Consider the following 20,608-nt stretch of genomic DNA (forward strand, 5'->3'; position numbering starts at 1 on the left):
ATTGCGGCGTGAGTCAAACAATGGTGAATTTCAAACCAAGATGGATTCCTTATGAATCTGCTGGTGAAAATGCTGTTTGACTCAATTTCCTGTTTATCGTTATCTTCGCTCAAATAGCGATCACGTACGTGAATGACGGAGTGCTAGGGGAATATATGCTGGACATTGAGATCAGTCGTCGCAACCTGCTGGTTGGTGGAGCCTGCCTGATGGCGACATCACTCTTGCCGAACGTTGCGTTGGCAAGCCAGACAGCTCCTGCTCGCATGCTTAAATTTTATAATCCCAACACAGGTGAACGTGTCTCTGCCTACTATTGGGAGAAAGGGCGCTATCTGGCGGACGGTCTGGACGAGTTTAATTGGCTATTCCGCGATTACCGCGCGGATGATGCCAAAATGGCAATCGATCACCGGTTGTTTGATCAATTGTTCGAACTGCAGCGCAGATTAGGCAATCAGCGTGAGATCCATGTGATCTGCGGTTATCGTTCGGCGCAGACGAACGCACATCTGAGAAACAAGAGCCGCGGTGTGGCCAAGAAGAGCCTGCACATGCAAGGACAGGCGGTAGATATCAATATCCCCGGCGTGCCTTTATCAATGTTGCGCAAGGGAGCCGTCTCGCTGAAAGCGGGTGGCGTTGGTTACTATCCGAGATCCAATTTTGTGCACATCGATACCGGGCCTCGTCGACAATGGTGATCATCACTCAACAGTAATGAACAGGGCGCCCAAGGCGCCCTGTTCATTACAAAGCCTTAGTTCTGTATCGGTCAACCCACATGGCCGTGGCACCGCAGATGGCAATCGGCATGATGAAGAGGTTGATGATGGGGATAGTCGTCAGCACAGTGACGATTAAACCAAACGTTAGATTTGTCGTCTTATGGTTGAGAAGTTGGGCTCGCATCTGGTGGAATGGGATTTTGTGGTTATCAAACGGGTAATCACAATATTGGACTGCCGCCATCCAACCGGAAAACAAAAACCAAAGCAAAGGCGCCACTGTCTGTCCGAGGACCGGAATAAAAAACAGCAACAAACAGATCAAGGCTCGTGGAATAAAATAGACCAACTTTTGCCATTCACGGCGAAAGAGGCGAGGGACGTCTTTAATCAGCGCCCAGATACTGACATCAGGTAATTTTTGCCCCGTAAGTCTTTGCTCTACTTGTTCAGCGAGCAGGCCATTGAACGGTGCCGCAATCCAGTTAGCCACCAAACTGAAAATAAACGAGAAAACCAGCAGTATGGTCACTATCGCGATTGGCCATAGCAAATACTGCAGCCAAGACAACCAGTCTGGAACCGCATTCAGCAACCAGTCAGAAAGCGATTCAAGCTTGGAGAACAACCAATAGAAGCATAACGAAAACAGGATCAGGTTAGTCATCAGAGGCATTATTACGAAGCGACGCAATCCCGGCTGGCGGATTAGCGTTACGCCTTGCAATAAATAGCCAATACCGTTGGGTTTTTGAGCTGTTTCATGAACCATGTTCTGTTCCTGTCATCAAAAGTGTTACAGATATTACAAACAGCGTCTTGATTTGGTAAAGTCATGCACTGCTTTCCCCCTCGAAATTTCGCGGCTCCTTTGGGAAAATATCCGTTAGAATGTGAGGGGAGAAAAAGGAGCGACATGAGATCCTGAACTGGGTTGCATGTTACCGACCGGGACACTCTGGATAAAGAATAAAGAGAAGCAGCAATGCAGGATTTGCGAATTATTCTGGTCATCATAGGTGCGTTGGCGATTGCCGCACTGGTCATTCACGGTTTGTGGACGAACAGAAAAAACAAGCGGGTCCCCATCAAGGAAAAACCGCTTGGGCGAGTAAGTGATAGCCGATATGCCACCACTGCGGAACCGGGTGATGGTTTCGATGCCGACGGGATAGGCAAGGTCCGCGTTGTCTCGCGACGCAATGAATCTTCCAAACCCGCCACCAAAGCGCCCAAGCAATGGAATCAGCAGCAGAAAGTTGAGCCTGAGCTGTTGATGCCGCAAATTTCCGCGACAGATGACGAGCCTGCTGTGGTCGAACCTGCCATGGTTGTCGAGACACCAGTCATCACACCTCCAGCCGTGAAGAGTTGGAGTGACTATTATCAGGTCAACATCATGGCGCGGGATGGTTTGCAACTGGATGGCCAGGACCTGTTGTTTATCTTAAAGAAACTGGGCTTTAAATTTGGCGAGATGGATATATTCCACCGTCATCTGGAGACGGATGGCCAGGGGGAAGTACTGTTCAGCGTAGCCAACATGGTCAAACCAGGCACCTTCGATCCGGCACGCATGTCCCATTTCTATACCCCGGGGGTCAGCCTGTTTATGGAACTGCCCCCTCCAGGGCGCGCCGAAGCGCATTTGCGTCTGATGATGCAGGCGGCAGACAAGATGTCAGCCGAGCTAGATGCGCTGGTCATGGATCGTGAACGCAAGCCATTGACCGAGATGGTGTACAACCAGTATTTGAACGAGGTTCGCGCCTACGATCAGCAATAATGCTGTGATCTTTCTATTGGCAAAGTGCGGCTGAGGCCGCATTTTGCATTTCTGAATCGTTTACAGGATGGGCATGATGGACGAAATTCGGCAAAAAATGGTGCAGTTGACGAATACACTGACACGGTATGCCTATGAGTATTATGTACTTGATCAGCCCTCTGTACCTGATGCCGAGTACGATCGTCAGTTCCGTGAATTGCAGGAGTTAGAGCGACAATACCCTGAATGGGTCATTCCCAGCTCTCCCACGCAAAGGGTGGGGGCAGCGCCATTGACCGGTTTCAGTCAGGTACAACACGAAACGTCAATGTTGTCACTGGATAATGTGTTTTCCCATGAAGACTTACTGGCATTTGGCAAGCGAGTCAGTGAGCGTCTGGACAATGCGCCCTCAGTGTTATTTTGCTGTGAACCCAAATTTGATGGCTTGGCTGTCAGCTTGTTGTATCTCCATGGTCAACTGGTGCGTGCCGCCACACGAGGGGATGGTAGCGTCGGAGAGGATGTCACGCATAACATCAGAACCATACGGGTTATTCCGCTGCAGCTGAATCTGGAAAACCCGCCGGCGAGACTTGAGGTGCGCGGTGAAGTGGTGATGCCAAAAGCCGGCTTTGATGCTTGGAATCGTCAGGCGGAGCAGGCTGGTGAAAAAGTGTTTGCCAATCCACGTAATGCTGCGGCAGGAAGTTTGCGGCAGCTAGATCCGCGGGTTACGGCACAGCGACCATTGGCCTTTTTTGCCTATGGCGTAGGTAGTTATGACGGGCCGCCACTGCCTGATTCGCATCATGCACGCTTGTTGTGGTTAAGGCAGGCCGGTTTTCCGGTGTCGCATGAGGTGAGATCCTGTCTCGGCATTGACGCCTGTCAGGCCTATCACGATGAGATATTGGCGCGCCGCAATAGCTTGCCATATGACATTGACGGTATTGTTCTTAAAGTGGATCAACTCGAGTTGCAGGAGCGGCTGGGTTTCATATCCAGGGCACCACGCTGGGCCACCGCCTACAAGTTTCCGGCACAAGAAGAGATCACGCGTGTCCTGGATGTCGAGTTTCAAGTCGGCAGGACCGGGGCGATTACCCCTGTTGCGCGGTTAGAACCTGTGTTTGTCGGTGGAGTGACGGTCTCTAATGCCACCTTGCACAATGCGGACGAGATTGAACGCTTGGGGCTGATGCGGGGGGATTTTGTCGTGGTGCGGCGCGCCGGTGATGTGATTCCGCAAATCACCATGGTGGTAACCGAACGACGCGACCCTCTCCAGGTGTCACCGGTACAGTTTCCTGAAATATGTCCGGTTTGTCAGTCAAGCGTCGAGCGGTTACCCGGTGAGGCGGTGGCGCGCTGTTCTGGTGGTCTGTATTGCGAGGCGCAGCGTAAAGAGTCCATCAAACACTTTGCCGCGCGTCGTGCGATGGATATCGAAGGACTCGGCGACAAGTTAATCGAGCAACTGGTGGATCGCGGATTAGTCAAAACACCAGCGGATTTGTTCCGCTTGACCTCGGCACAATTGGCGGGACTCGAGCGGATGGGCAGCAAGTCAGCAGAGAAATTGGTCGCCGCTATTGCCAATGCACGTGAAACCACGCTACCCCGTTTTCTGTTTGCGCTGGGAATTCGTGAGGTGGGGGAGTCCACTGCGTTGGCGTTGGCGCAGCATTTCTGTTCGCTTGAAAAATTACTCGCAGCAGATATCGATACCTTACAACAGGTGCCGGATGTCGGTGATGTGGTGGCCAAACACCTCTTTTATTTCTTTCGACAACCACACAACCAGGAGGTCTTGCAACAGTTGCTGCATGCTCCCGGTGAGGGTGGCGCAGGCATTCACTGGCCTGAGATAACCCCTTTGGCCGTCGAAGCCCAACCATTGCAGGGTATGACGTTGGTGCTTACCGGGTCATTGAGCCGCCTCTCTCGAGACGACGCGAAGCAGGCGTTGCAGGCACTTGGCGCCAAGGTGGCAGGGTCTGTCTCGGCCAAGACCTCGGCCGTTTTCGCAGGTGAGGCAGCGGGTTCCAAGCTGGCCAAAGCTCAGGAGTTGGGCATTCCCGTTTTTGATGAAACAGCGCTGGAGCAGTTGCTACAACAGCCGGATGCGTTTGACTGGAAGTAGACATAACAAAAAGCCCGGAACAAGGTCCGGGCTTTTTCTATCGCGTCACTTGCTTCAGGCTCCACTGCGCTTGTCATTAATGACCAGCTTTTGACCCGGCTTCAGACTATGGCGGTTTTCCAAGCTATTCCAGCGCACAAGATCATCAACCGAGACTTCAAATTGCTGAGCGATAGAGGAGAGCGAGTCACCGTGCCGAACCTCATAAGCCCGAGCTTTACGGTTTGATGATGACGTTTGTAATTTAAGCACCTGGCCTGGTTTCAATGCCTTGCTGGCATTACGATTCCAGCTCAGTAACTGCTGTTTCGTGACACCGTGAGCCTTGCTGATGCTCCACAGGCTGTCGCCTGGTTTGACCTTATATTCAATCGTGCGCGCCTGACGTTTGCCGGCAACCTTGGTGCGGCGCGTCTCAGCAAGCATCAAATGATCATCTTCACTGGGCAGCGCAAATTGTTCGCCTGGCTTCAGGCGCTGCTGACGCGGTAACTCCGCCAACGCCAGTTCCAGCTCTCGGGCACCCCGTTTAGGAACCAAAAGATGGTGCGGGCCGGAACTTGACGTACTGTTTCGCAAATACCCCGGATTCAGGCGTTTTAATTCATTCGTCGAGATACCGGCCATATCAGCAACCACCGCCAGCGAGACTTGCCCACCGGCGTCGATCAGCTGCCATTGTTGGCGGTTTGGATGGGGCGGTAGTTTAACACCATAACGATCTGCATTTTTGATAATGTCGGCCAGAGCAAGCAGACGTGGCACATATTCAGTGGTTTGACGCGGCAGGTTCAATGACCAAAAATCGCCTTGCTTACCTTGGCGAATGCTTTGATCTACGGCCTTCTGGATGCGGCCTTCGCCCGCATTGTAAGCGGCGATGGCATTAAACCAGTCACCATTGAAGTCACCATGCAACTTTGCGAGGTAATCCAGTGCCGCAATGGTGGAGGCATGTACATCGCGGCGTCCATCATACCAGGCATCACGCTTTAACCCGTAGCGCACCCCTGTACCAGGGGTAAACTGCCAGAGGCCGACTGCATTGCTGGGGGAGCGCGCCAATGGGTTATAGGCACTCTCAACGATAGGTAACAGTGCCAACTCGGCTGGCATATTGCGCTTGTCGAGCTCCTCCATGACCAGAAACAGATAAGGGGCGGCCCGCTCGGTAACTGTATTGAGGTAGCGTGGGTGTTTGAGGTACCAATTGCGGTAGGTGATGACGTCGGCTTGTTGCGGAATGTCCATCTTCATACTCTGGCTGGCGCGTTGCCAAACAGAGAGGGTGCTTAATTCTTCCGATCGATCCCGTGCCGAACGTGCTACCGGGGCTGTCTGCATCGTCGGTTGATCGTCGGTTGCCACCTCATTCTGCGAGGTCAAAGTCTGGCAACCCGCGAGCAACATAGAGGCTAGTACAGCCAGTTGAAGCTTCTTGTTCATCCAGTTTTCATCCTGTGGTTAGGTGGCCGATGGTAAGGGTGATCGAAAACCAGATCAACCAATGCAAGCTTTATGCGCATTTATTGAACCAAACGGTCAAAGATTATTCTTTTTTTCACGCAGGATGGCAAAGACCTGGATCTCATTTTCACAGATTTGGCCACCGTTCATCTCTGCCCAGGCCTGCACATCTGGTGATGCCGTACGCAGAAACACATTGGTTGCCAATTCATCACTCAGTCGGGAGGGGATGGTCGGCAGCCCCTGTTGTATCAATTTCCCCACCTGCTGCATTCTTGTGCGGATTGCTGGGTTTTGAGGCTCTACCTGATAGCAAAAACGCAGATTGGACTGGGTGTATTCATGTGCACAATATACCTGGGTATCGGGAGGGAGAGCGGCCAGTCGGCGCAAGGATGCATACAGTTGCTCTGCCTTTCCACCCAACAGGCGGCCACATCCAGCGGCGAATAGCGTATCACCGCTAAACAGCATCCCTTGACCATAATAGGCGACGTGTTCGCCGGTATGACCCGGGACATGCAATACCTGCAGCGTCAAACCCAGTGCATCGAGATGTAGTTCATCGCCATCTTCAATCCGTTGAACATACAATTGACCCGCTATGTCGCCTGGTGCGAATAATCGCGCCGAAGGCCAGGCTGCCAGCAAGCGGGGGATCCCATCGATATGATCATGGTGCAAGTGGGTAACTAAAATGGCATCCAGTTGCAAGCCCGCCTGTTCCAGCCGTTGTAAAACAGGCTCGGCCTCGCCCGGATCGACGATAACAGCATGATTATCTTTTTTGATCAGCCAGATATAGTTATCTTGGCGAGCGGGTATCGTCATCACCTGCAGCATGAAATATCCTCTTCACTATCAACACGATTGCTTGCTGAGCACTCTAACAGACTGGAGCCGCTGTGAAACCTGCGTTGACACGCCGAGCCATGTGTCCGCCCCTGCATTGGTCTGAACTGCCGATGGGGGAGTGGATCGCAGCCGAAATTCAGGAACGTTTGAATGCCTGGTGTCCTGAGCTATTTGGTTATCATCTACTGAAGCTGGGGGCTTTGAGCAGCGAGCTCTCTTGCTGCTGTTCAACCATCAGGCACCAGAGCGCGTTGGCGCCCGAAGGCCAGCAGATTGGTCTTCGGGGTGAACTGGAAGATTTACCGATCAGAGATGGTGCCATTGATGCGTGTTTGCTGGCCCATGCGCTTGATTACAGCGCTGATCCGCATCAGTTATTACGCGAGGTCGATCGCGTATTGACCGTCGATGGCTGGGTTCTGATCAGCGGCTTTAATCCACACAGTCTGGTGGGGATCGGGCGCTGGTGGCCATCGCTCCGTCGTCGTCAGCCATGGCATGCGCGGATGTTTGCGCCGGAGCGGATTCGTGACTGGCTGGAGCTGTTGGGATTCGAAATGGTGCATTGTGAGCTGTTTGGTTTCAGCAGCTTTTCCAGCAATAGCCGAATTCACTGGTGGCGAGAAAATCTTGGGCGGGACTACGTCCCTTATCTGGCATCGGTCTATGTGCTGGCGGCAAGAAAGCGGACGATTCCGTTAACGCCAGAGCTCAAGCAGCGCTGGCAGCGTAAGCCAATCATCGTACCTGGTATGGCGCGGGTTTAGGGGCGGTAGCCGGTATCATCCAGCAATTCATTACCACTGGCGGCTTCTCGAGCCAATTGATCGCAGCGCTCGTTTTCCGTATGCCCTGAGTGACCTTTTACCCACAGCCAGGTTACATCATGGCGTTGCACCTGTTCATCGAGTTGTTGCCATAAATCGACATTTTTCACCGGCTCCCGTGCTGCGGTCAACCAACCACGACGTTTCCAGTTTTGTATCCATTCGGTAATGCCTTGCCGGACATATTGGCTATCTGTCGTCAGGCTGACGGCACAGCGTTCATGCAGCGTCTTGAGGCCAGCAATGGCAGCCAGCAACTCCATTCTGTTGTTCGTTGTCAGACGATAACCCTGGGCGAGCTCTTTACGATGCTGGCGATAGATCAGTACCACACCATATCCACCGGGGCCGGGATTGCCGAGGCAGGAGCCATCAGTATAAAGAGAGACCTGTTTTAACATGCTTTGTCGGATAGAATAGGGTTTTGGCCCGCAGTCTGACACAAAAGCATCATGAACCCAAACCTAACAACGTCCGCCAGCCGCCAGGTCATCCTGGATACCGAAACCACGGGGATGAACCAGAGTGGCGGAGCGCATTATCTTGGCCACCGGATCATTGAAATTGGTTGCGTCGAGGTTATCAATCGGCGGCTGACGGGCAGGCATTATCATGCCTATCTCAAGCCTGACCGTCTGGTGGATGAAGAGGCGATCCGGGTACACGGGATTACCGATGCGTTCTTGCGAGACAAACCCAGTTTCGCGCAAAAGGCAGATGAGTTCATTGAGTTTATCCGTGGAGCTGAACTGGTCATTCATAACGCGCCGTTTGACGTCGGCTTCATGGATTATGAATTCGAGCTTCTGGGGCGCCCGCTTAAAACCCGGGATATCTGTTCGGTAACAGATACGCTCGTCATGGCGCGGCGTCTATTCCCGGGCAAGCGTAACAGCTTGGATGCCTTGTGTTCGCGCTACGATATTGATAACAGCCACCGTACGCTGCACGGCGCTTTGTTGGACGCTGAAATCCTGGCGGATGTCTACCTGTTGATGACAGGCGGGCAGACACGCCTGGAGCTGGCAATGACTGAGCAGCAATCTGCCGGTGAGCAAGCGGGCACGGATGTCGCAACCGTAAGAGACAATCGCCCGCTGCGGGTCATTCAGGCTTCGGCATCGGAGTTGGCAGCGCATGAAAAACGCCTCGATCTGGTACAGAAGAAAGGAGGCCGCTGTCTGTGGCGAGAGGGGCTGGCCGTGAGCGATTGAGGCGAACCGGCAGGGAGTGCCGATTCGCAACGTCATCTCAGGTTTTTATTCACCCTGGAACTCGTCGCGATAGGTATCGCGGATTGCCAGGAAGTGCTCGAGATTGGCTAACATCAGATCGACCAGATCGGGATCAAAATGGCGGCCTTTCTCCTCGCGGATCAGGGTCAGGATCTTGTCCAGGGGCCATGCGCGCTTATAGCAACGATCCGAGCCTAGCGCATCAAATACATCAACCAGGGCTGTAATACGACCTTCTAGAGGAATGTTGCGCTCGCGCAGTCCTTGCGGATATCCGCTGCCATCCCACTTTTCATGGTGGTTGAGCGCTATCTGTGACGCGACTTGAAACAGCTCGATATCCGAACCACTGAGCATGTCATAACCGATTTGGGCGTGGGTTTTCATGATTTCCCACTCGTCGGCATCAAGTTTTCCAGGCTTATGCAACACAGCATCGGGTATGCCAATCTTGCCGATATCGTGTAAAGGCGAGGCGCGCTTGAGGAGTTCAGCCTTTTCATCGCTGAGGCCAAGCAACTTGGCAAACAGTTCACAATACAATGCAACCCGCTTAACGTGCAGCCCCGACTCTTTGGAGCGGGTTTCGACGATTTCACCGATGCGATAAATAATTTCCCGCTGATTATCGGCCAGCAACTCGTTGAGTCGGATATTCTCCAACGCGATGATAATGTTCTCGGTAAACAGATTCAGCAGATAGGTATCCATCTGGCTGAGCGGCCGCGTCCCCTCAATATGAAAGATCAGACTGTGTCTGGGGTTATTACAGAAAATGACCAGTTCGTTATCGCGATACAGGTTCTGGCGTTGTCGCATCGCTTCGAGGACCACATCACTAGGATTGGCCTTGTCGTCGCCGACCAGCAACACAGTGTTGCTCAACAGGGTTTCCAGCGTGCTATTGCGTAATTCATAGGCATTGTGACGCAAGGTATAGAGACTGCTCTCTTCAAGCGCAAGCAGCGCCGAAAGCTGCTCAAGTGTGCCTTCAGCAAATTGTTTGAGGGCCTGCTTTTCGAAAATGCCTTTTGACGCGGCAATGACTTTTTCCAGGCCGCGCCTGTGGTGTTCCAGGGTCCGAATATCACGATAGGAGCGCAGACTGGCGCGGATCAGAGTCCTGAGCTTCTGTGATGTCAGCTCAGTTTTGTCCTTGTAGTCGTTGATGTCATAGTTGGCGACGACATCATCTTCAGGTGCTTGTCCGGGCTGGCCTGTGCGTAACACGATCCGGACGTGGGGATTTTGCAGGACATCGCGGACATGTTTGACAACATTCAACCCTGCGTTGTCGGTTTCCATCACTACATCCAGCAGAATCAAGGCAATGTCCGATTCGTTCGCCATGATGGCGATGGCTTCATCCCCGGTATAGGCGTGTAAAAACTCGATGGGCCGAGCGTCAAATATAAATTGCGCCAGCGTCATCTTGGTGATGCGATGAACTTCGGGTTCATCATCAACGATCAGCACTTTCCAGCCTTCACGCACATGACAGGCTGTCTCATGCTCATCATCGACAATCAGTATTTCATCATCCATTTGCACCGTATCACCTGACATCTCGCTGTATGACCTCCTAATCATATAAAAAGATTTTAATAAAAAAAGCGAACAAAACCTGCAAGCGAGCAATCTGTGCGTAAGCGCAATCAAAAGCCTGAATCTGGTGAGGATGACGACATTGCCCCCCTGTGTCAGAATGCGGGCTTAGTCATGCTAGGGGGTTATATGTACCAGGAACTGATTCAATCTGAACTGTCAGATGCCGCGACCGTGTTGAATGCGTTTATGTCGGACCCTGCCAACCTGCAGAAAATTGAACAAGCAGCGACCTTGATGGCTCATACTTTGCGTCAGGACGGCAAGATTCTCTCCTGTGGCAATGGTGGTTCGCATTGTGATGCCATGCACTTTGCCGAGGAGTTAACAGGACGTTACCGTGAGAACCGCCCGGGCTATGCGGGGATTGCTATCTCCGACCCCAGTCATCTCTCCTGCGTCAGTAATGATTTTGGGTATGAATTTGTTTTTTCCCGGTATGTCGAGGCGGTCGGCCGTCGAGGTGATGTGCTGCTCGGAATTTCAACGAGTGGTAATTCGGCGAACGTGCTGCGCGCGATGGAAGCGGCTCGAGGGAAAGGCATCCTCTGTGTCGCCCTGACTGGCAAAGACGGTGGCAAAATGGCGGCCTTGGCGGATGTCGAGATTCGCGTACCGCATTTTGGGTATGCCGATCGCATTCAGGAGGTGCATATCAAAGTGATTCATCTGCTGATTCAGCTCATCGAGCTGGAAATGGTGCGCCAGGCGGACTGAGGCGGAGATCGTCATCATGTGCGAGTTGTTGGGCTTGAGTGCCAATGTACCGACTGACATCTGCTTCAGCTTTACCGGCTTGATGCAGCGTGGCGGAAAAACCGGGCCGCATCGGGATGGTTGGGGTATCACTTTCTACGAGGGCAAAGGCTGTCGTACGTTCAAGGATCCGATGCCCAGTTGTCAGTCACGCATTGCGCAACTGGTCCAGGAGTATCCGATAAAAAGCTGTGCGATTGTCAGCCATATCCGCCAGGCAAACCGTGGCGCTGTTGCCCTGGAAAATACCCACCCGTTTACCCGCGAGCTGTGGGGCCGTTACTGGACCTTTGCGCACAATGGTCAGCTTGCGGGCTATGAAACACTGGATACGGGACGTTTTTGGCCCGTTGGCCAGACGGACAGTGAACGGGCGTTCTGTTGGTTGTTAAACCGCATGGAGTCACGGTTTCCTGTGCCGCCTGAACAGCCTGCCGAGCTATTCGCGGCGGTGGCGGAATGGTGTGGGCAACTCCGGGACATGGGCGTGTTCAACATGCTGTTGACCGATGGTGAATTTGTGATGACATTCTGCTCGACGCACTTGCATTGGCTGACGCGACGGGCGCCGTTCGGCGAGGCTCAACTATTGGACGAAGATGTCACCATCGATTTTCAGAAAGAGACTACGCCGAAGGATGTGGTCACGGTCATTGCGACTCAGCCTCTGACTCAAAATGAAGCCTGGTGTCAGATGAAAAGTGGTGAATTCAATTTGTTTCACTACGGCGAATGTACGTTGTCGGGCGTTGTTCCGGTGTGAAGCGGTCCCCATATCGGTGAGCAAAAGAAAAGGGAGCGATGAGCTCCCTTTTCATGCCGTGCAAGCACTCATTCATCGTCATCGCTGGCATAGCCCGCAGTCGGCAGGCAACGTCCGTCCAGCCAGGCGCGTCCATCCCGCATTTGCAGTCTGCGTTGACAATACCAGTTCACAACCAAAGGATAGATTTGGTGTTCCTGCGTGAGCACACGAGCAGCCAGATCTTCGACACTGTCATCACTGAATATCGGCACCTTGGCTTGTAATACGACAGGGCCGCCATCCAGCTCTTCGGTCACAAAATGCACCGTCGCACCGTGGACATCATCACCGGCGGCCATCGCACGCTGGTGGGTTTTGATGCCTTGATACTTGGGTAGCAATGACGGATGAATATTCAGCATTCGCCCGGCAAAGTGCTGGACGAAGGCGGGCGTCAGAATGCGCATGAAGCCGGCCATGACCAATAAATCCGGTTGCCAGGACTCCAGCGCAGTTATCAGGGCGGCGTCATAATCTTCGCGGGAGGCAAAGTCGGCATTCGCCAGCACCTGTGTCGGGATGCCTGCATCCTGTGCACGTTGCAGGCCGAATGCCTCGGCCTTATTGCTGATAACACCCACTAGCTGGCCCTGGATTCGGCCGTCAGCACAGGCGTCGATCAATGCCTGCAGATTGCTGCCGTTACCGGAGATCAGGACGACGAAACGTGTCATTTGATTTCGACCTGCGCTTCATCATCAGCGGCATCGGCAATGGCCCCGATCAACCACGCTTGCTCGCCTTCGGCTTGCAACAAAGCCAGCGCGGCAGAGACCTGGTCCGCAGGCAGGGCGATAACCATGCCGACGCCACAGTTGAATGTGCGGTACATCTCATAGGTGTCCACATTGCCATTCTGCTGCAGCCAGCTGAAAACGGCAGGCCATTGCCAACTGCTACCGTCGATGACGGCCTTGGTTTTTTCCGGAAGAACACGCGGTATGTTTTCCCAGAAACCGCCACCCGTGATGTGCGACAGCGCATGGATATCACAAGCTTCGATCAACTTCAGTACCGGTTTGACGTAAATCCGCGTCGGTTCCAGCAGGGCATCGGCCAGGCTCTTGTCCCCGACTTGTTGCGACAGGTCTGCCTGGGATACTTCGAGAATCTTGCGGATCAATGAGAAACCATTTGAGTGCGGACCTGAGGATGCCAAAGCAATCAGCGCATCACCGGCCTTGACCTTGCTGCCATCGATGATTTCCGAGGCTTCGACAACACCGACACAAAAACCGGCAATGTCGTAGTCTTCACCTTCGTACATCCCTGGCATTTCCGCTGTTTCACCGCCGATCAGCGAGCAACCCGACATTTCACAACCTGCACCGATGCCAGTGACAACGGCGGCTGCGGTATCAACATCCAGTTTGCCAGTTGCATAGTAGTCGAGGAAAAACAGGGGTTCAGCCCCTTGCACGATCAGGTCGTTGGCACACATGGCCACCAGATCTATACCGACGGTATCGTGCTTCTTCAGGTCGATGGCCAGACGCAGCTTGGTGCCCACGCCATCCGTACCGGAGACCAGCACAGGTTCGCGATAACCTGCCGGGATGCGGCACAGGGCGCCAAAACCACCGAGGCCACCAATTACTTCCGGGCGGCGAGTGCGCTTGGATACACCTTTGATGCGTTCAACGAGGGCATTGCCTGCATCGATGTCTACGCCAGCATCCTTGTAGCTCAGTGAGGTCTTGTCAGTCACGGGAGATCCTTGTCGTATCAGGGGGTGGAAAAAACGCGCACATTCTAGCAATCAACGACGGAAGGACAAAACGAAATCGTTTGTCTGGTCTTCGATTAAACTGCTCCACAGCGCTCGTTACGAATGATAAAATTCTGCAGTTTTGCATGTTGCCGAGGAGCCTGAAATGAAAGTCGTAGAAGTCAAACACCCGCTGGTTAAACACAAGCTGGGTCTGATGCGTGAGTGTGATATCAGCACCAAGCGTTTTCGTGAGCTTGCCAAAGAGGTGGGGAGTTTGCTGACCTATGAGGCAACTGCCGATTTTGAAACCGAAAAAGTGACCATTGAAGGCTGGAATGGCCCGGTTAGCGTCGATCAGATCAAGGGCAAGAAGGTCACAGTGGTACCGATCTTACGTGCTGGACTGGGCATGATGGATGGCGTTCTGGAGCATATGCCGAGCGCTCGGGTCAGCGTCGTGGGCATCTACCGCGATGAAGAGACGCTGAAGCCGGTGCCGTACTTTGAAAAAATTGTCAGCAACATTGAAGAGCGTCTGGCCCTGGTCGTGGATCCTATGTTGGCGACCGGTGGTTCCATGATTGCCACCATCGATCTGTTAAAAAAGAAGGGTTGTAAATCCATCAAAGTGATCGTGCTGGTGGCGGCTCCAGAAGGGATCCAAGCCTTGCAGGAAGCTCACGATGATGTCGAGTTGTACTGTGCCGCCATTGACCAGCGTCTGAACGACAAGGGCTATATAGTGCCCGGGCTCGGCGATGCCGGAGACAAAATTTTCGGCACCAAGTAACAAGACGATAGAGGTTGTTTGACGCCAGCCGCGGAGCGACATGGCTACCATGTCGAAGGGGGAGGAATGCGCAAGCCGGTTTATTATATTGGCTACCTGATTTGGCTGGTATCGACACTGCTGTCGGCAGCGCCGCAACTGGACGTTTATAGCGTTCCAAACTCGTTGTCGCCTGCGGCAGGCATGGCACAGGTACTACAGCGCCTTACGGGGGGACAGCTTGATATGCAGTTGCCGATGGTACAGCAGGCGTTGTCGTCACCGCAGGAGTACCAGCAATCGGCTACGCCAGGGATGCTCTCCTTCAATCAGCAAGCGATGGGGGCGTTACTGTTGCGGGCAGGGGGACTGCGCTGGGAGACGCCGCGCCCGGGATTGCTATTGTGGATCCGGGACATGAGCCATGCCGATATGACGTTGCTGCCGGGTGATAGCTCTACCGCCTGGCCTGCATTGTTTGCTACTCAGGGGGAGTATTGGGCGCTTCCAACCCTGTTTCCGTTGATGGATCTGGATGACATCGCCAAGGTCACGCCGGATTTGGTCAGCCAGGGAATGATCAATCCGATTCTGATTGCTGGTCAACGATATGGGGATTATTGGCCTGTGCTGGCTGAGTTATCTCGCAGCGAGCAAGGCCAATGGCTGTTACGCTGGCAACTCTATGAACCGGATGGCAAAGGTCGTGCGCTGATCAAGGGCCAGGCCAGCGGGGATGAGCAGCAGGTCGTTCAGCAGACCATGGCGGCGTTTGCCGATTATTATGCCAGTCGTTTTGCAAAGCCTGTGGCACCCCAGTCACTGGACTTGGCTGTTGCTGCCGCAGCGGATGAGCCGCTAGGGTGGACTGGCAATCGGCTGCGGTTACGGGTCGATGGACTGCGCAGTCTGGACGATGTGTTGGCGGTGCAGAGCTGCATTGGGCAATGGCCGAGTGTGGCGCACAGCAGTATAGAAAACCTCTCTGGGGATACTGCCGTGATCGTGTTGGAGGCCAAATCTGATCAGGCGGCGGTCATCACGGCGTTGCAAGCTGAAGCGCGCTTGCAAGGTGAAGTCGCGACCCCGTTTATCCGCCATTGGCAGAGCAACTAATTTGAGTGACAGGAAAAAACGAGCCATGCAGGCAGCACAACTTTCGCTGGCGGTACAGCTCCCGGACGATGAGACTTTCGCCAGTTTTTATCCCGGGGATAATGCCCAGCTGATCACCAATCTTAAAAATGCGGCGATTGGCCAGGGGGCGCCGCTGGTGTTCGTGTGGGGTGCCCATGGCTCTGGGCGCAGCCATCTGTTGCACGCCACCTGTGCAGAAGTGAATGCCTGTGGTGAAGCGGCAGCCTATATCCCGTTGGATCAGTATTCGAGTTTCGAGCCCGATGTCCTGGAGCAGATGGAGCAATTACCGTTGGTTTGCCTGGATAACATCGATGCGATTGCTGGCCGAGCCGATTGGGAAGAATCATTGTTTGATTTTTTCAATCGCTGGAAAGAGCACAATCATGGCTCGTTGATCGTCACTGCGGCGACGGCACCTCGCAAGATCGGCTTATGTCTTCCGGATTTGGCTTCGCGACTGGATTGGGGGCTTTCGTATCAGTTGCATGATCTCGATGATGAGGGCAAGTTGAGCGCCTTACAATTGAGAGCTGAGTTGCGAGGCCTAAAACTGCCGGTTGATGTGGGGCGTTTTTTGTTGCACCGACTCTCACGCGACATGCGGACGTTATTGACTACCCTTGATGCGCTCGACAGCGCATCACTGGATGCCAAGCGCAAACTGACCATACCGTTTGTCAAGGACACGCTGGGATTGTAAGCGAGCCGTATTCTGGCTCGCCTGTGTGCAGGGGTGTCAGAGAATCGCCAAGACGTGCTCTGGCGGGCGGCCAATGCGAGCCTGACCATCTTTGACAACGATGGGGCGCTCCAACAACTGTGGATTGTCGACCAACACCTGCAGCAGATCTTCTTCACCGAGTTGCGGATTATCGAGCTTTAATTCGCTGTAGAGGGCGTCCTTACGGCGCATCATGTCCCGAACCGAGCTTAATCCCAGCTGGCTAACCAAAGTGCGTAGCGTCGTGATATCCGGCGGTGTTTCCAGATAGCGAATGATGTTGGGCTGCAGCTGCCGGCTCTCCAGCAGGGCCAGTGTTTCCCGGCTCTTCGAGCAGCGCGGATTGTGATAGATACAAAGGCTCATCGTTCCTCCATTCATTGTCGCAGGCTCTCATCAAGTCGTTTGGCCTCTTCCAGCTGTACCTGCCTGGCATCGATGCGGGCAAGCACTAATTTGTCATTGCTGGTGGCCCGAGCCAGATTCAGCTCATCCATGGCACGCTGGTAATCCCCCATCAAGGCGCGACTTTCAGACAATGCAATGTGCATGTTGGTTTCGTCGCCGCTCTGTTGGTAGGCGTCGACAAGGCTGCGCCAGCCGAGGCTGCTGTCAGGGTGATTGCGTACGTAGAGATCCAGCAGCCGAGCCGCTTTGCTGGCTTGCCCCTGTTGCAGGTAACCACTGGCCAGATTGAATACGACGACACTGTTGTCCGGCTGGCGGCGTTGCCATTGCTCCAGTCGTTGGATTGCTTTGGCGGCCTGGTGATTGGACATATCGATATCAGTCTGGGTATCCAGTACAAACAGATTATCCGGATAACGTTGTGCCAGCTCAGTAATGATGGGGGAGGCGGCAGCCGAATTGTCTTGCGCCAGCAATGCCAGTGCCTTGCCATACAGCATGTCTGCCCGATCAGGCGTGCGTTTGAGCTGACGGTCGAAGTAGCTGAGCATACCGTCGGCCGTTTCACTGCTGAAGCGGACCTGAATGCGCGCCTTGGCGAGATTGAAATTGAGGTTATCGTGCGGGGTAATGACGCGATAACTGGCTGCGCGGTTGCGCGCTTCCGTAATCCGGGTTTCAGGTAGCGGGTGAGTTAGCAACATTTCTGGCGGTTTGCTGGCATAGCGATAGGTTGCGGCCAGCTTCTGGAAGAAGGTCGCCATGCCCATTGGTTCAAAACCGGCATCGTTCAATAACTTCATGCCGATACGGTCGGCTTCGAATTCGTTATCGCGGGTATAGTTAATGGCCGTTTGCGCCTGTATTCCCATGGTGGTTTGCAAGGCGGCGATCCCTGCGGCCGGATTGAGAATGGCTAATGCGACCGAACCAACCAGGCCGGCCATGGTCACGGGGGCCTGGCGCGTCTGTGCCTCCATGTAGCGGGCGATGTGACGCTGGGTGACGTGGCTGATTTCATGCGCCAGCACCGATGCCAGCTCGCTCTCGTTATCCGCATTCAGAAACAGGCCTGTGTGTACCTTGACCTTGCCGCCCAGGAATGCGGCTGCGTTGATGGTGTCGTCCCGGACGAGAAAAAAAGTAAATGGAAAGCGGACATCACTGGCATGGCTGACCAGGCGTTGGCCTAAATCGTCCAGATAATCACTCAGAACCGGATCATCGACTATCGGTAACTGGGCACGAGCCTGGCGAAGGAACGCCTCGCCATACATGACTTCTCTATCTATGGTGAGGGCAGACACACCGGCGGTGCCGATATCGGGTAGTTGACTTTCATTCATGGCCATCACAGATGCACTGAGGCTCGCCAGTAGCAGGCAGCCGGCGATGGATAGTCCGATTCGCGTTTTATTCACAGCACTCTCTCCACAGTTGTGGCGGAAGAATACTCCGCAGTATAGGGGCGGACAAGGGGCAATCCTGCTGGCACATACCGGGTGATCCGAGGATAATGAAGCTTCGCTTTGCCTGTTCAGACACGAGTCTGCTTCTGGCCTGCCGAGAATGGCATCATTGCAGGAAGTCTCATGTTTAATCTGTTTATCAGCTGGTACCGCCGTCGTTTTTCCGATCCCGCTGCCGCTACGCTCTTTTTGATGCTGCTGGGTGGGTTCCTGACCATCTACTTTCTTGGCGATCTGATCGGCCCGATTCTGGTGGCACTGGTACTGGCTTATCTGCTGGAGTGGCCGGTACAGCACCTTACTCGTCTGGGGTGTTCGCGTACCACAGCATGTGTTTTGACGTTGCTGTTCTTTCTGGGCGTCATGCTGTTGTTGATGACCGGCTTGCTGCCGAGCATTGTGCGTCAGGGAATTAATCTGGCACGAGAGGCGCCAGTGATGCTGGCCAAGCTGAAGATTTACCTGCTCCGGCTGCCCGAGTCTTATCCTGATTTGATGGATGTTTCCCTGGCTGAAACCTTGCTCAATACGGCCCAGGCGCGTCTGCTGTCCATTGGTGAGCTGATTGTTTCTGCCTCATTTTCATCCTTGGTGAATCTGGTGCTGGTGCTGGTTTATCTGATACTGGTGCCGTTGATGACGTTCTTCATGCTCAAAGATAAGGCAGTCCTGCTGAAGGCGACCAACCGTTTCCTGCCGAGCAATCGAGACCTGGCGCGTCAGGTATGGGTCGAGATGAATGAGCAGATCGTCAATTACATCCGCGGTAAGGTGATCCATATTCTGGTCGTCAGCCTGGCCAACTACCTGATGTTCTATGTGATGGGGATCAACTATGCCCTGTTATTGGGGGTCGGGGTGGGTCTGTCGGTCTTGATCCCCTATGTTGGCGCTGTGATGATCACGGCACCCGTGATCATAGTGGCGTTGTTTCAATGGGGCATGTCACCGGAGTTTGCTTACCTGCTGATAGCCTATCTGGTTGTGCAGGCTCTGGATGCGAACTTGCTGGTGCCGTTACTGTTTTCCGAAGCGATGAATTTGCATCCGATCGCCATCATCATTGCTGTGTTGATCTTTGGTGGGCTATGGGGTTTTTGGGGCGTCTTCTTTGCCATTCCTTTGGCGACCCTGGTCAAGGCGGTGGTGAATGTCTGGCCAAATAGCAGTCGTGTGCCGACCAGAGCGACCATCACAAATCCAAATTCGTCGACGCAAGCTGATTAGTGACCTGGTAACCAGGCGAACTAAATGCATAACGCCGGCAAAGGCCGGCGTTGTTATACGTGCTTGGCGCACTCAATACATCAGCGTATACAGCTCGCGTCGGAAACGGCTGGCAACAGGGTCTCCTGCCATGGTGGCGAGGATATCCAGGTAGATTTTTTTGGCGTCACCAAAGTTCAAATCCTGTTTCAATACCGGCAACAGCAGCTCGAGTGCAGCCTGCTTCTTTCCCGCCTGACTGTATTGAATCGCCAGTTCCTGCCGCAATAGCCCATTATCCGGCTGCTGCTGCAACTGTTGCTCCAGCGCCACCACCTCTGGGCTTTGCGCGGCTTGTTCTGCCAGTTGCAGACTGGCTAGCAGACGTTGGTAGTCGCCATCTTGATCTACCATCAAGATGCCGTCCAGTATCTGTTTGGCTTCCGACAGGCGATTGAGCTGAATGCAGACATCGGCATACAGCTTATTGATACCAGCATGCTGAGGCTGTAACGCGCGGGCTTTTTGCAACAAAGCCAGGGCGCTATCCAGATCCTGAGCGGCCAAGGCCTGTTGTGCCTGGTTAAATAGCAGTTCTTCTTCTTTAGGCAGGTAGGGTGCTAGCCAGGTGCTCAAGGTAGCAAACTGTTCCGGTCCCATCAGGGCATCAACCGGACGACCCTGTTGAAATAGCACCAATGCTGGCAGGGCTTGCAATCCCAGTTGCATGGCCAACCCTTGCATCTGAGGATCCGCCATATCGGCGAGTAACAGATTAAGTTGCGGGTTATCGGCACCAATCAATGACTCGACCTGAGATCCCACCCCTTGGCATTCAGGCAGGGCATCAGCATAAAAATAGACAGCTACTGTTCGCAGTTGTGATGCTTCGAGTAGCTCGCTGCGAAGATTTTCCGGTGTCAGTTTAATGATCATGCGTTATTTCCAACAGTAAGCGTAATGTCGAAATGGGGGCGCCGCAGCCTGATTTC

21 protein-coding genes are annotated in these 20,608 nt (G+C 53.7%); 11 read left to right on the plus strand and 10 right to left on the minus strand.

Annotated elements, in window-relative coordinates; translation table 11 throughout:
• Positions 1-155 precede the first annotated feature (155 nt).
• The gene (locus tag ACFOSS_RS16260; RefSeq protein ID WP_377154572.1) at positions 156-704 is read left to right on the plus strand and encodes a DUF882 domain-containing protein; all 549 of its coding nucleotides are present in this window, start codon (positions 156-158) and stop codon (positions 702-704) included.
• 46 nt (positions 705-750) lie between these two features.
• On the opposite strand, the gene cysZ is transcribed toward ACFOSS_RS16260, so the two are convergent.
• Positions 751-1,500 carry a sulfate transporter CysZ gene (gene cysZ, locus ACFOSS_RS16265; RefSeq protein ID WP_377154574.1) on the minus strand — a complete coding sequence of 250 codons (750 nt, stop codon included), beginning with the start codon at positions 1,498-1,500 and terminating at the stop codon, positions 751-753.
• Positions 1,501-1,713: 213 nt separating this feature from the next.
• On the opposite strand from cysZ, the gene zipA reads away from it, so the two are divergent.
• A complete protein-coding gene (gene zipA, locus ACFOSS_RS16270; RefSeq protein WP_377154576.1) occupies positions 1,714-2,514 on the plus strand; it encodes a cell division protein ZipA in 801 nt (266 codons plus the stop codon).
• A gap of 76 nt (positions 2,515-2,590) precedes the next feature.
• Positions 2,591-4,642: an NAD-dependent DNA ligase LigA gene (gene ligA / locus ACFOSS_RS16275; RefSeq protein WP_377154578.1), complete on the plus strand. Its 2,052-nt coding sequence runs from the start codon at positions 2,591-2,593 to the stop codon at positions 4,640-4,642.
• Between the two features lie 54 nt (positions 4,643-4,696).
• Here ligA and ACFOSS_RS16280 read toward each other — a convergent pair whose 3' ends face one another.
• Entirely contained in the window at positions 4,697-6,088 is a 1,392-nt protein-coding gene (locus tag ACFOSS_RS16280) for a LysM peptidoglycan-binding domain-containing protein (RefSeq protein ID WP_377154580.1), read from the minus strand.
• 96 nt (positions 6,089-6,184) lie between these two features.
• Entirely contained in the window at positions 6,185-6,952 is a 768-nt protein-coding gene (gene gloB / locus ACFOSS_RS16285; RefSeq protein WP_377154582.1) for a hydroxyacylglutathione hydrolase, read from the minus strand.
• 62 nt (positions 6,953-7,014) lie between these two features.
• On the opposite strand from gloB, the gene ACFOSS_RS16290 reads away from it, so the two are divergent.
• Complete coding sequence (locus ACFOSS_RS16290; RefSeq protein WP_377154584.1) at positions 7,015-7,731, plus strand: class I SAM-dependent methyltransferase; 717 nt, start codon at positions 7,015-7,017, stop codon at positions 7,729-7,731.
• On the opposite strand, the gene rnhA is transcribed toward ACFOSS_RS16290, so the two are convergent.
• Complete coding sequence (gene rnhA, locus ACFOSS_RS16295) at positions 7,728-8,192, minus strand: ribonuclease HI (RefSeq protein ID WP_377154586.1); 465 nt, start codon at positions 8,190-8,192, stop codon at positions 7,728-7,730. The genes ACFOSS_RS16290 and rnhA overlap by 4 nt on opposite strands.
• Positions 8,193-8,243: 51 nt before the next feature.
• On the opposite strand from rnhA, the gene dnaQ reads away from it, so the two are divergent.
• Complete coding sequence (gene dnaQ, locus ACFOSS_RS16300) at positions 8,244-9,005, plus strand: DNA polymerase III subunit epsilon (RefSeq protein ID WP_377154588.1); 762 nt, start codon at positions 8,244-8,246, stop codon at positions 9,003-9,005.
• 45 nt (positions 9,006-9,050) lie between these two features.
• Here dnaQ and ACFOSS_RS16305 read toward each other — a convergent pair whose 3' ends face one another.
• A complete protein-coding gene (locus ACFOSS_RS16305) occupies positions 9,051-10,571 on the minus strand; it encodes a DUF3369 domain-containing protein (protein ID WP_377154590.1) in 1,521 nt (506 codons plus the stop codon).
• Between the two features lie 189 nt (positions 10,572-10,760).
• On the opposite strand from ACFOSS_RS16305, the gene lpcA reads away from it, so the two are divergent.
• Together lpcA and ACFOSS_RS16315 are read left to right on the plus strand one after the other, a co-directional pair.
• The gene (lpcA, locus tag ACFOSS_RS16310) at positions 10,761-11,348 is read left to right on the plus strand and encodes a D-sedoheptulose 7-phosphate isomerase (protein WP_377154592.1); all 588 of its coding nucleotides are present in this window, start codon (positions 10,761-10,763) and stop codon (positions 11,346-11,348) included.
• Positions 11,349-11,364: 16 nt separating this feature from the next.
• Entirely contained in the window at positions 11,365-12,150 is a 786-nt protein-coding gene (locus ACFOSS_RS16315) for a class II glutamine amidotransferase (RefSeq protein WP_377154594.1), read from the plus strand.
• 68 nt (positions 12,151-12,218) lie between these two features.
• On the opposite strand, the gene purN is transcribed toward ACFOSS_RS16315, so the two are convergent.
• Positions 12,219-12,866, minus strand: a complete 648-nt coding sequence (gene purN, locus ACFOSS_RS16320; protein WP_377154596.1) for a phosphoribosylglycinamide formyltransferase — start codon at positions 12,864-12,866, stop codon at positions 12,219-12,221.
• The gene (gene purM, locus ACFOSS_RS16325; RefSeq protein ID WP_377154598.1) at positions 12,863-13,900 is read right to left on the minus strand and encodes a phosphoribosylformylglycinamidine cyclo-ligase; all 1,038 of its coding nucleotides are present in this window, start codon (positions 13,898-13,900) and stop codon (positions 12,863-12,865) included. Before purM ends, purN begins: the two co-directional genes overlap by 4 nt.
• Positions 13,901-14,066: 166 nt before the next feature.
• On the opposite strand from purM, the gene upp reads away from it, so the two are divergent.
• From upp to hda, 3 genes are all read left to right on the plus strand, one after another.
• Positions 14,067-14,693 (plus strand): uracil phosphoribosyltransferase, encoded by a 627-nt coding sequence (gene upp / locus ACFOSS_RS16330; RefSeq protein ID WP_377154600.1) that lies wholly within the window; start codon positions 14,067-14,069, stop codon positions 14,691-14,693.
• A 66-nt stretch (positions 14,694-14,759) separates the two neighbouring features.
• Complete coding sequence (locus ACFOSS_RS16335) at positions 14,760-15,788, plus strand: DUF2066 domain-containing protein (RefSeq protein WP_377154602.1); 1,029 nt, start codon at positions 14,760-14,762, stop codon at positions 15,786-15,788.
• 25 nt (positions 15,789-15,813) lie between these two features.
• The gene (gene hda / locus ACFOSS_RS16340) at positions 15,814-16,512 is read left to right on the plus strand and encodes a DnaA inactivator Hda (RefSeq protein ID WP_377154604.1); all 699 of its coding nucleotides are present in this window, start codon (positions 15,814-15,816) and stop codon (positions 16,510-16,512) included.
• A gap of 36 nt (positions 16,513-16,548) precedes the next feature.
• Here hda and arsC read toward each other — a convergent pair whose 3' ends face one another.
• Together arsC and bepA are read right to left on the minus strand one after the other, a co-directional pair.
• Positions 16,549-16,899 carry an arsenate reductase (glutaredoxin) gene (gene arsC / locus ACFOSS_RS16345; protein ID WP_377154606.1) on the minus strand — a complete coding sequence of 117 codons (351 nt, stop codon included), beginning with the start codon at positions 16,897-16,899 and terminating at the stop codon, positions 16,549-16,551.
• A gap of 11 nt (positions 16,900-16,910) precedes the next feature.
• Entirely contained in the window at positions 16,911-18,362 is a 1,452-nt protein-coding gene (bepA, locus tag ACFOSS_RS16350; protein ID WP_377154608.1) for a beta-barrel assembly-enhancing protease, read from the minus strand.
• A gap of 171 nt (positions 18,363-18,533) precedes the next feature.
• On the opposite strand from bepA, the gene ACFOSS_RS16355 reads away from it, so the two are divergent.
• The gene (locus ACFOSS_RS16355) at positions 18,534-19,637 is read left to right on the plus strand and encodes an AI-2E family transporter (protein WP_377154610.1); all 1,104 of its coding nucleotides are present in this window, start codon (positions 18,534-18,536) and stop codon (positions 19,635-19,637) included.
• Positions 19,638-19,709: 72 nt separating this feature from the next.
• Here the strand turns inward: ACFOSS_RS16355 and ACFOSS_RS16360 are convergent, their stop codons facing one another.
• Positions 19,710-20,552, minus strand: a complete 843-nt coding sequence (locus ACFOSS_RS16360; RefSeq protein WP_377154612.1) for a tetratricopeptide repeat protein — start codon at positions 20,550-20,552, stop codon at positions 19,710-19,712.
• Between the last annotated feature and the right edge of the window lie 56 nt (positions 20,553-20,608).

Origin of the sequence: Pseudaeromonas sharmana, from assembly GCF_042649925.1 — a bacterium.
Lineage (GTDB): Bacteria > Pseudomonadota > Gammaproteobacteria > Enterobacterales > Aeromonadaceae > Pseudaeromonas > Pseudaeromonas sharmana.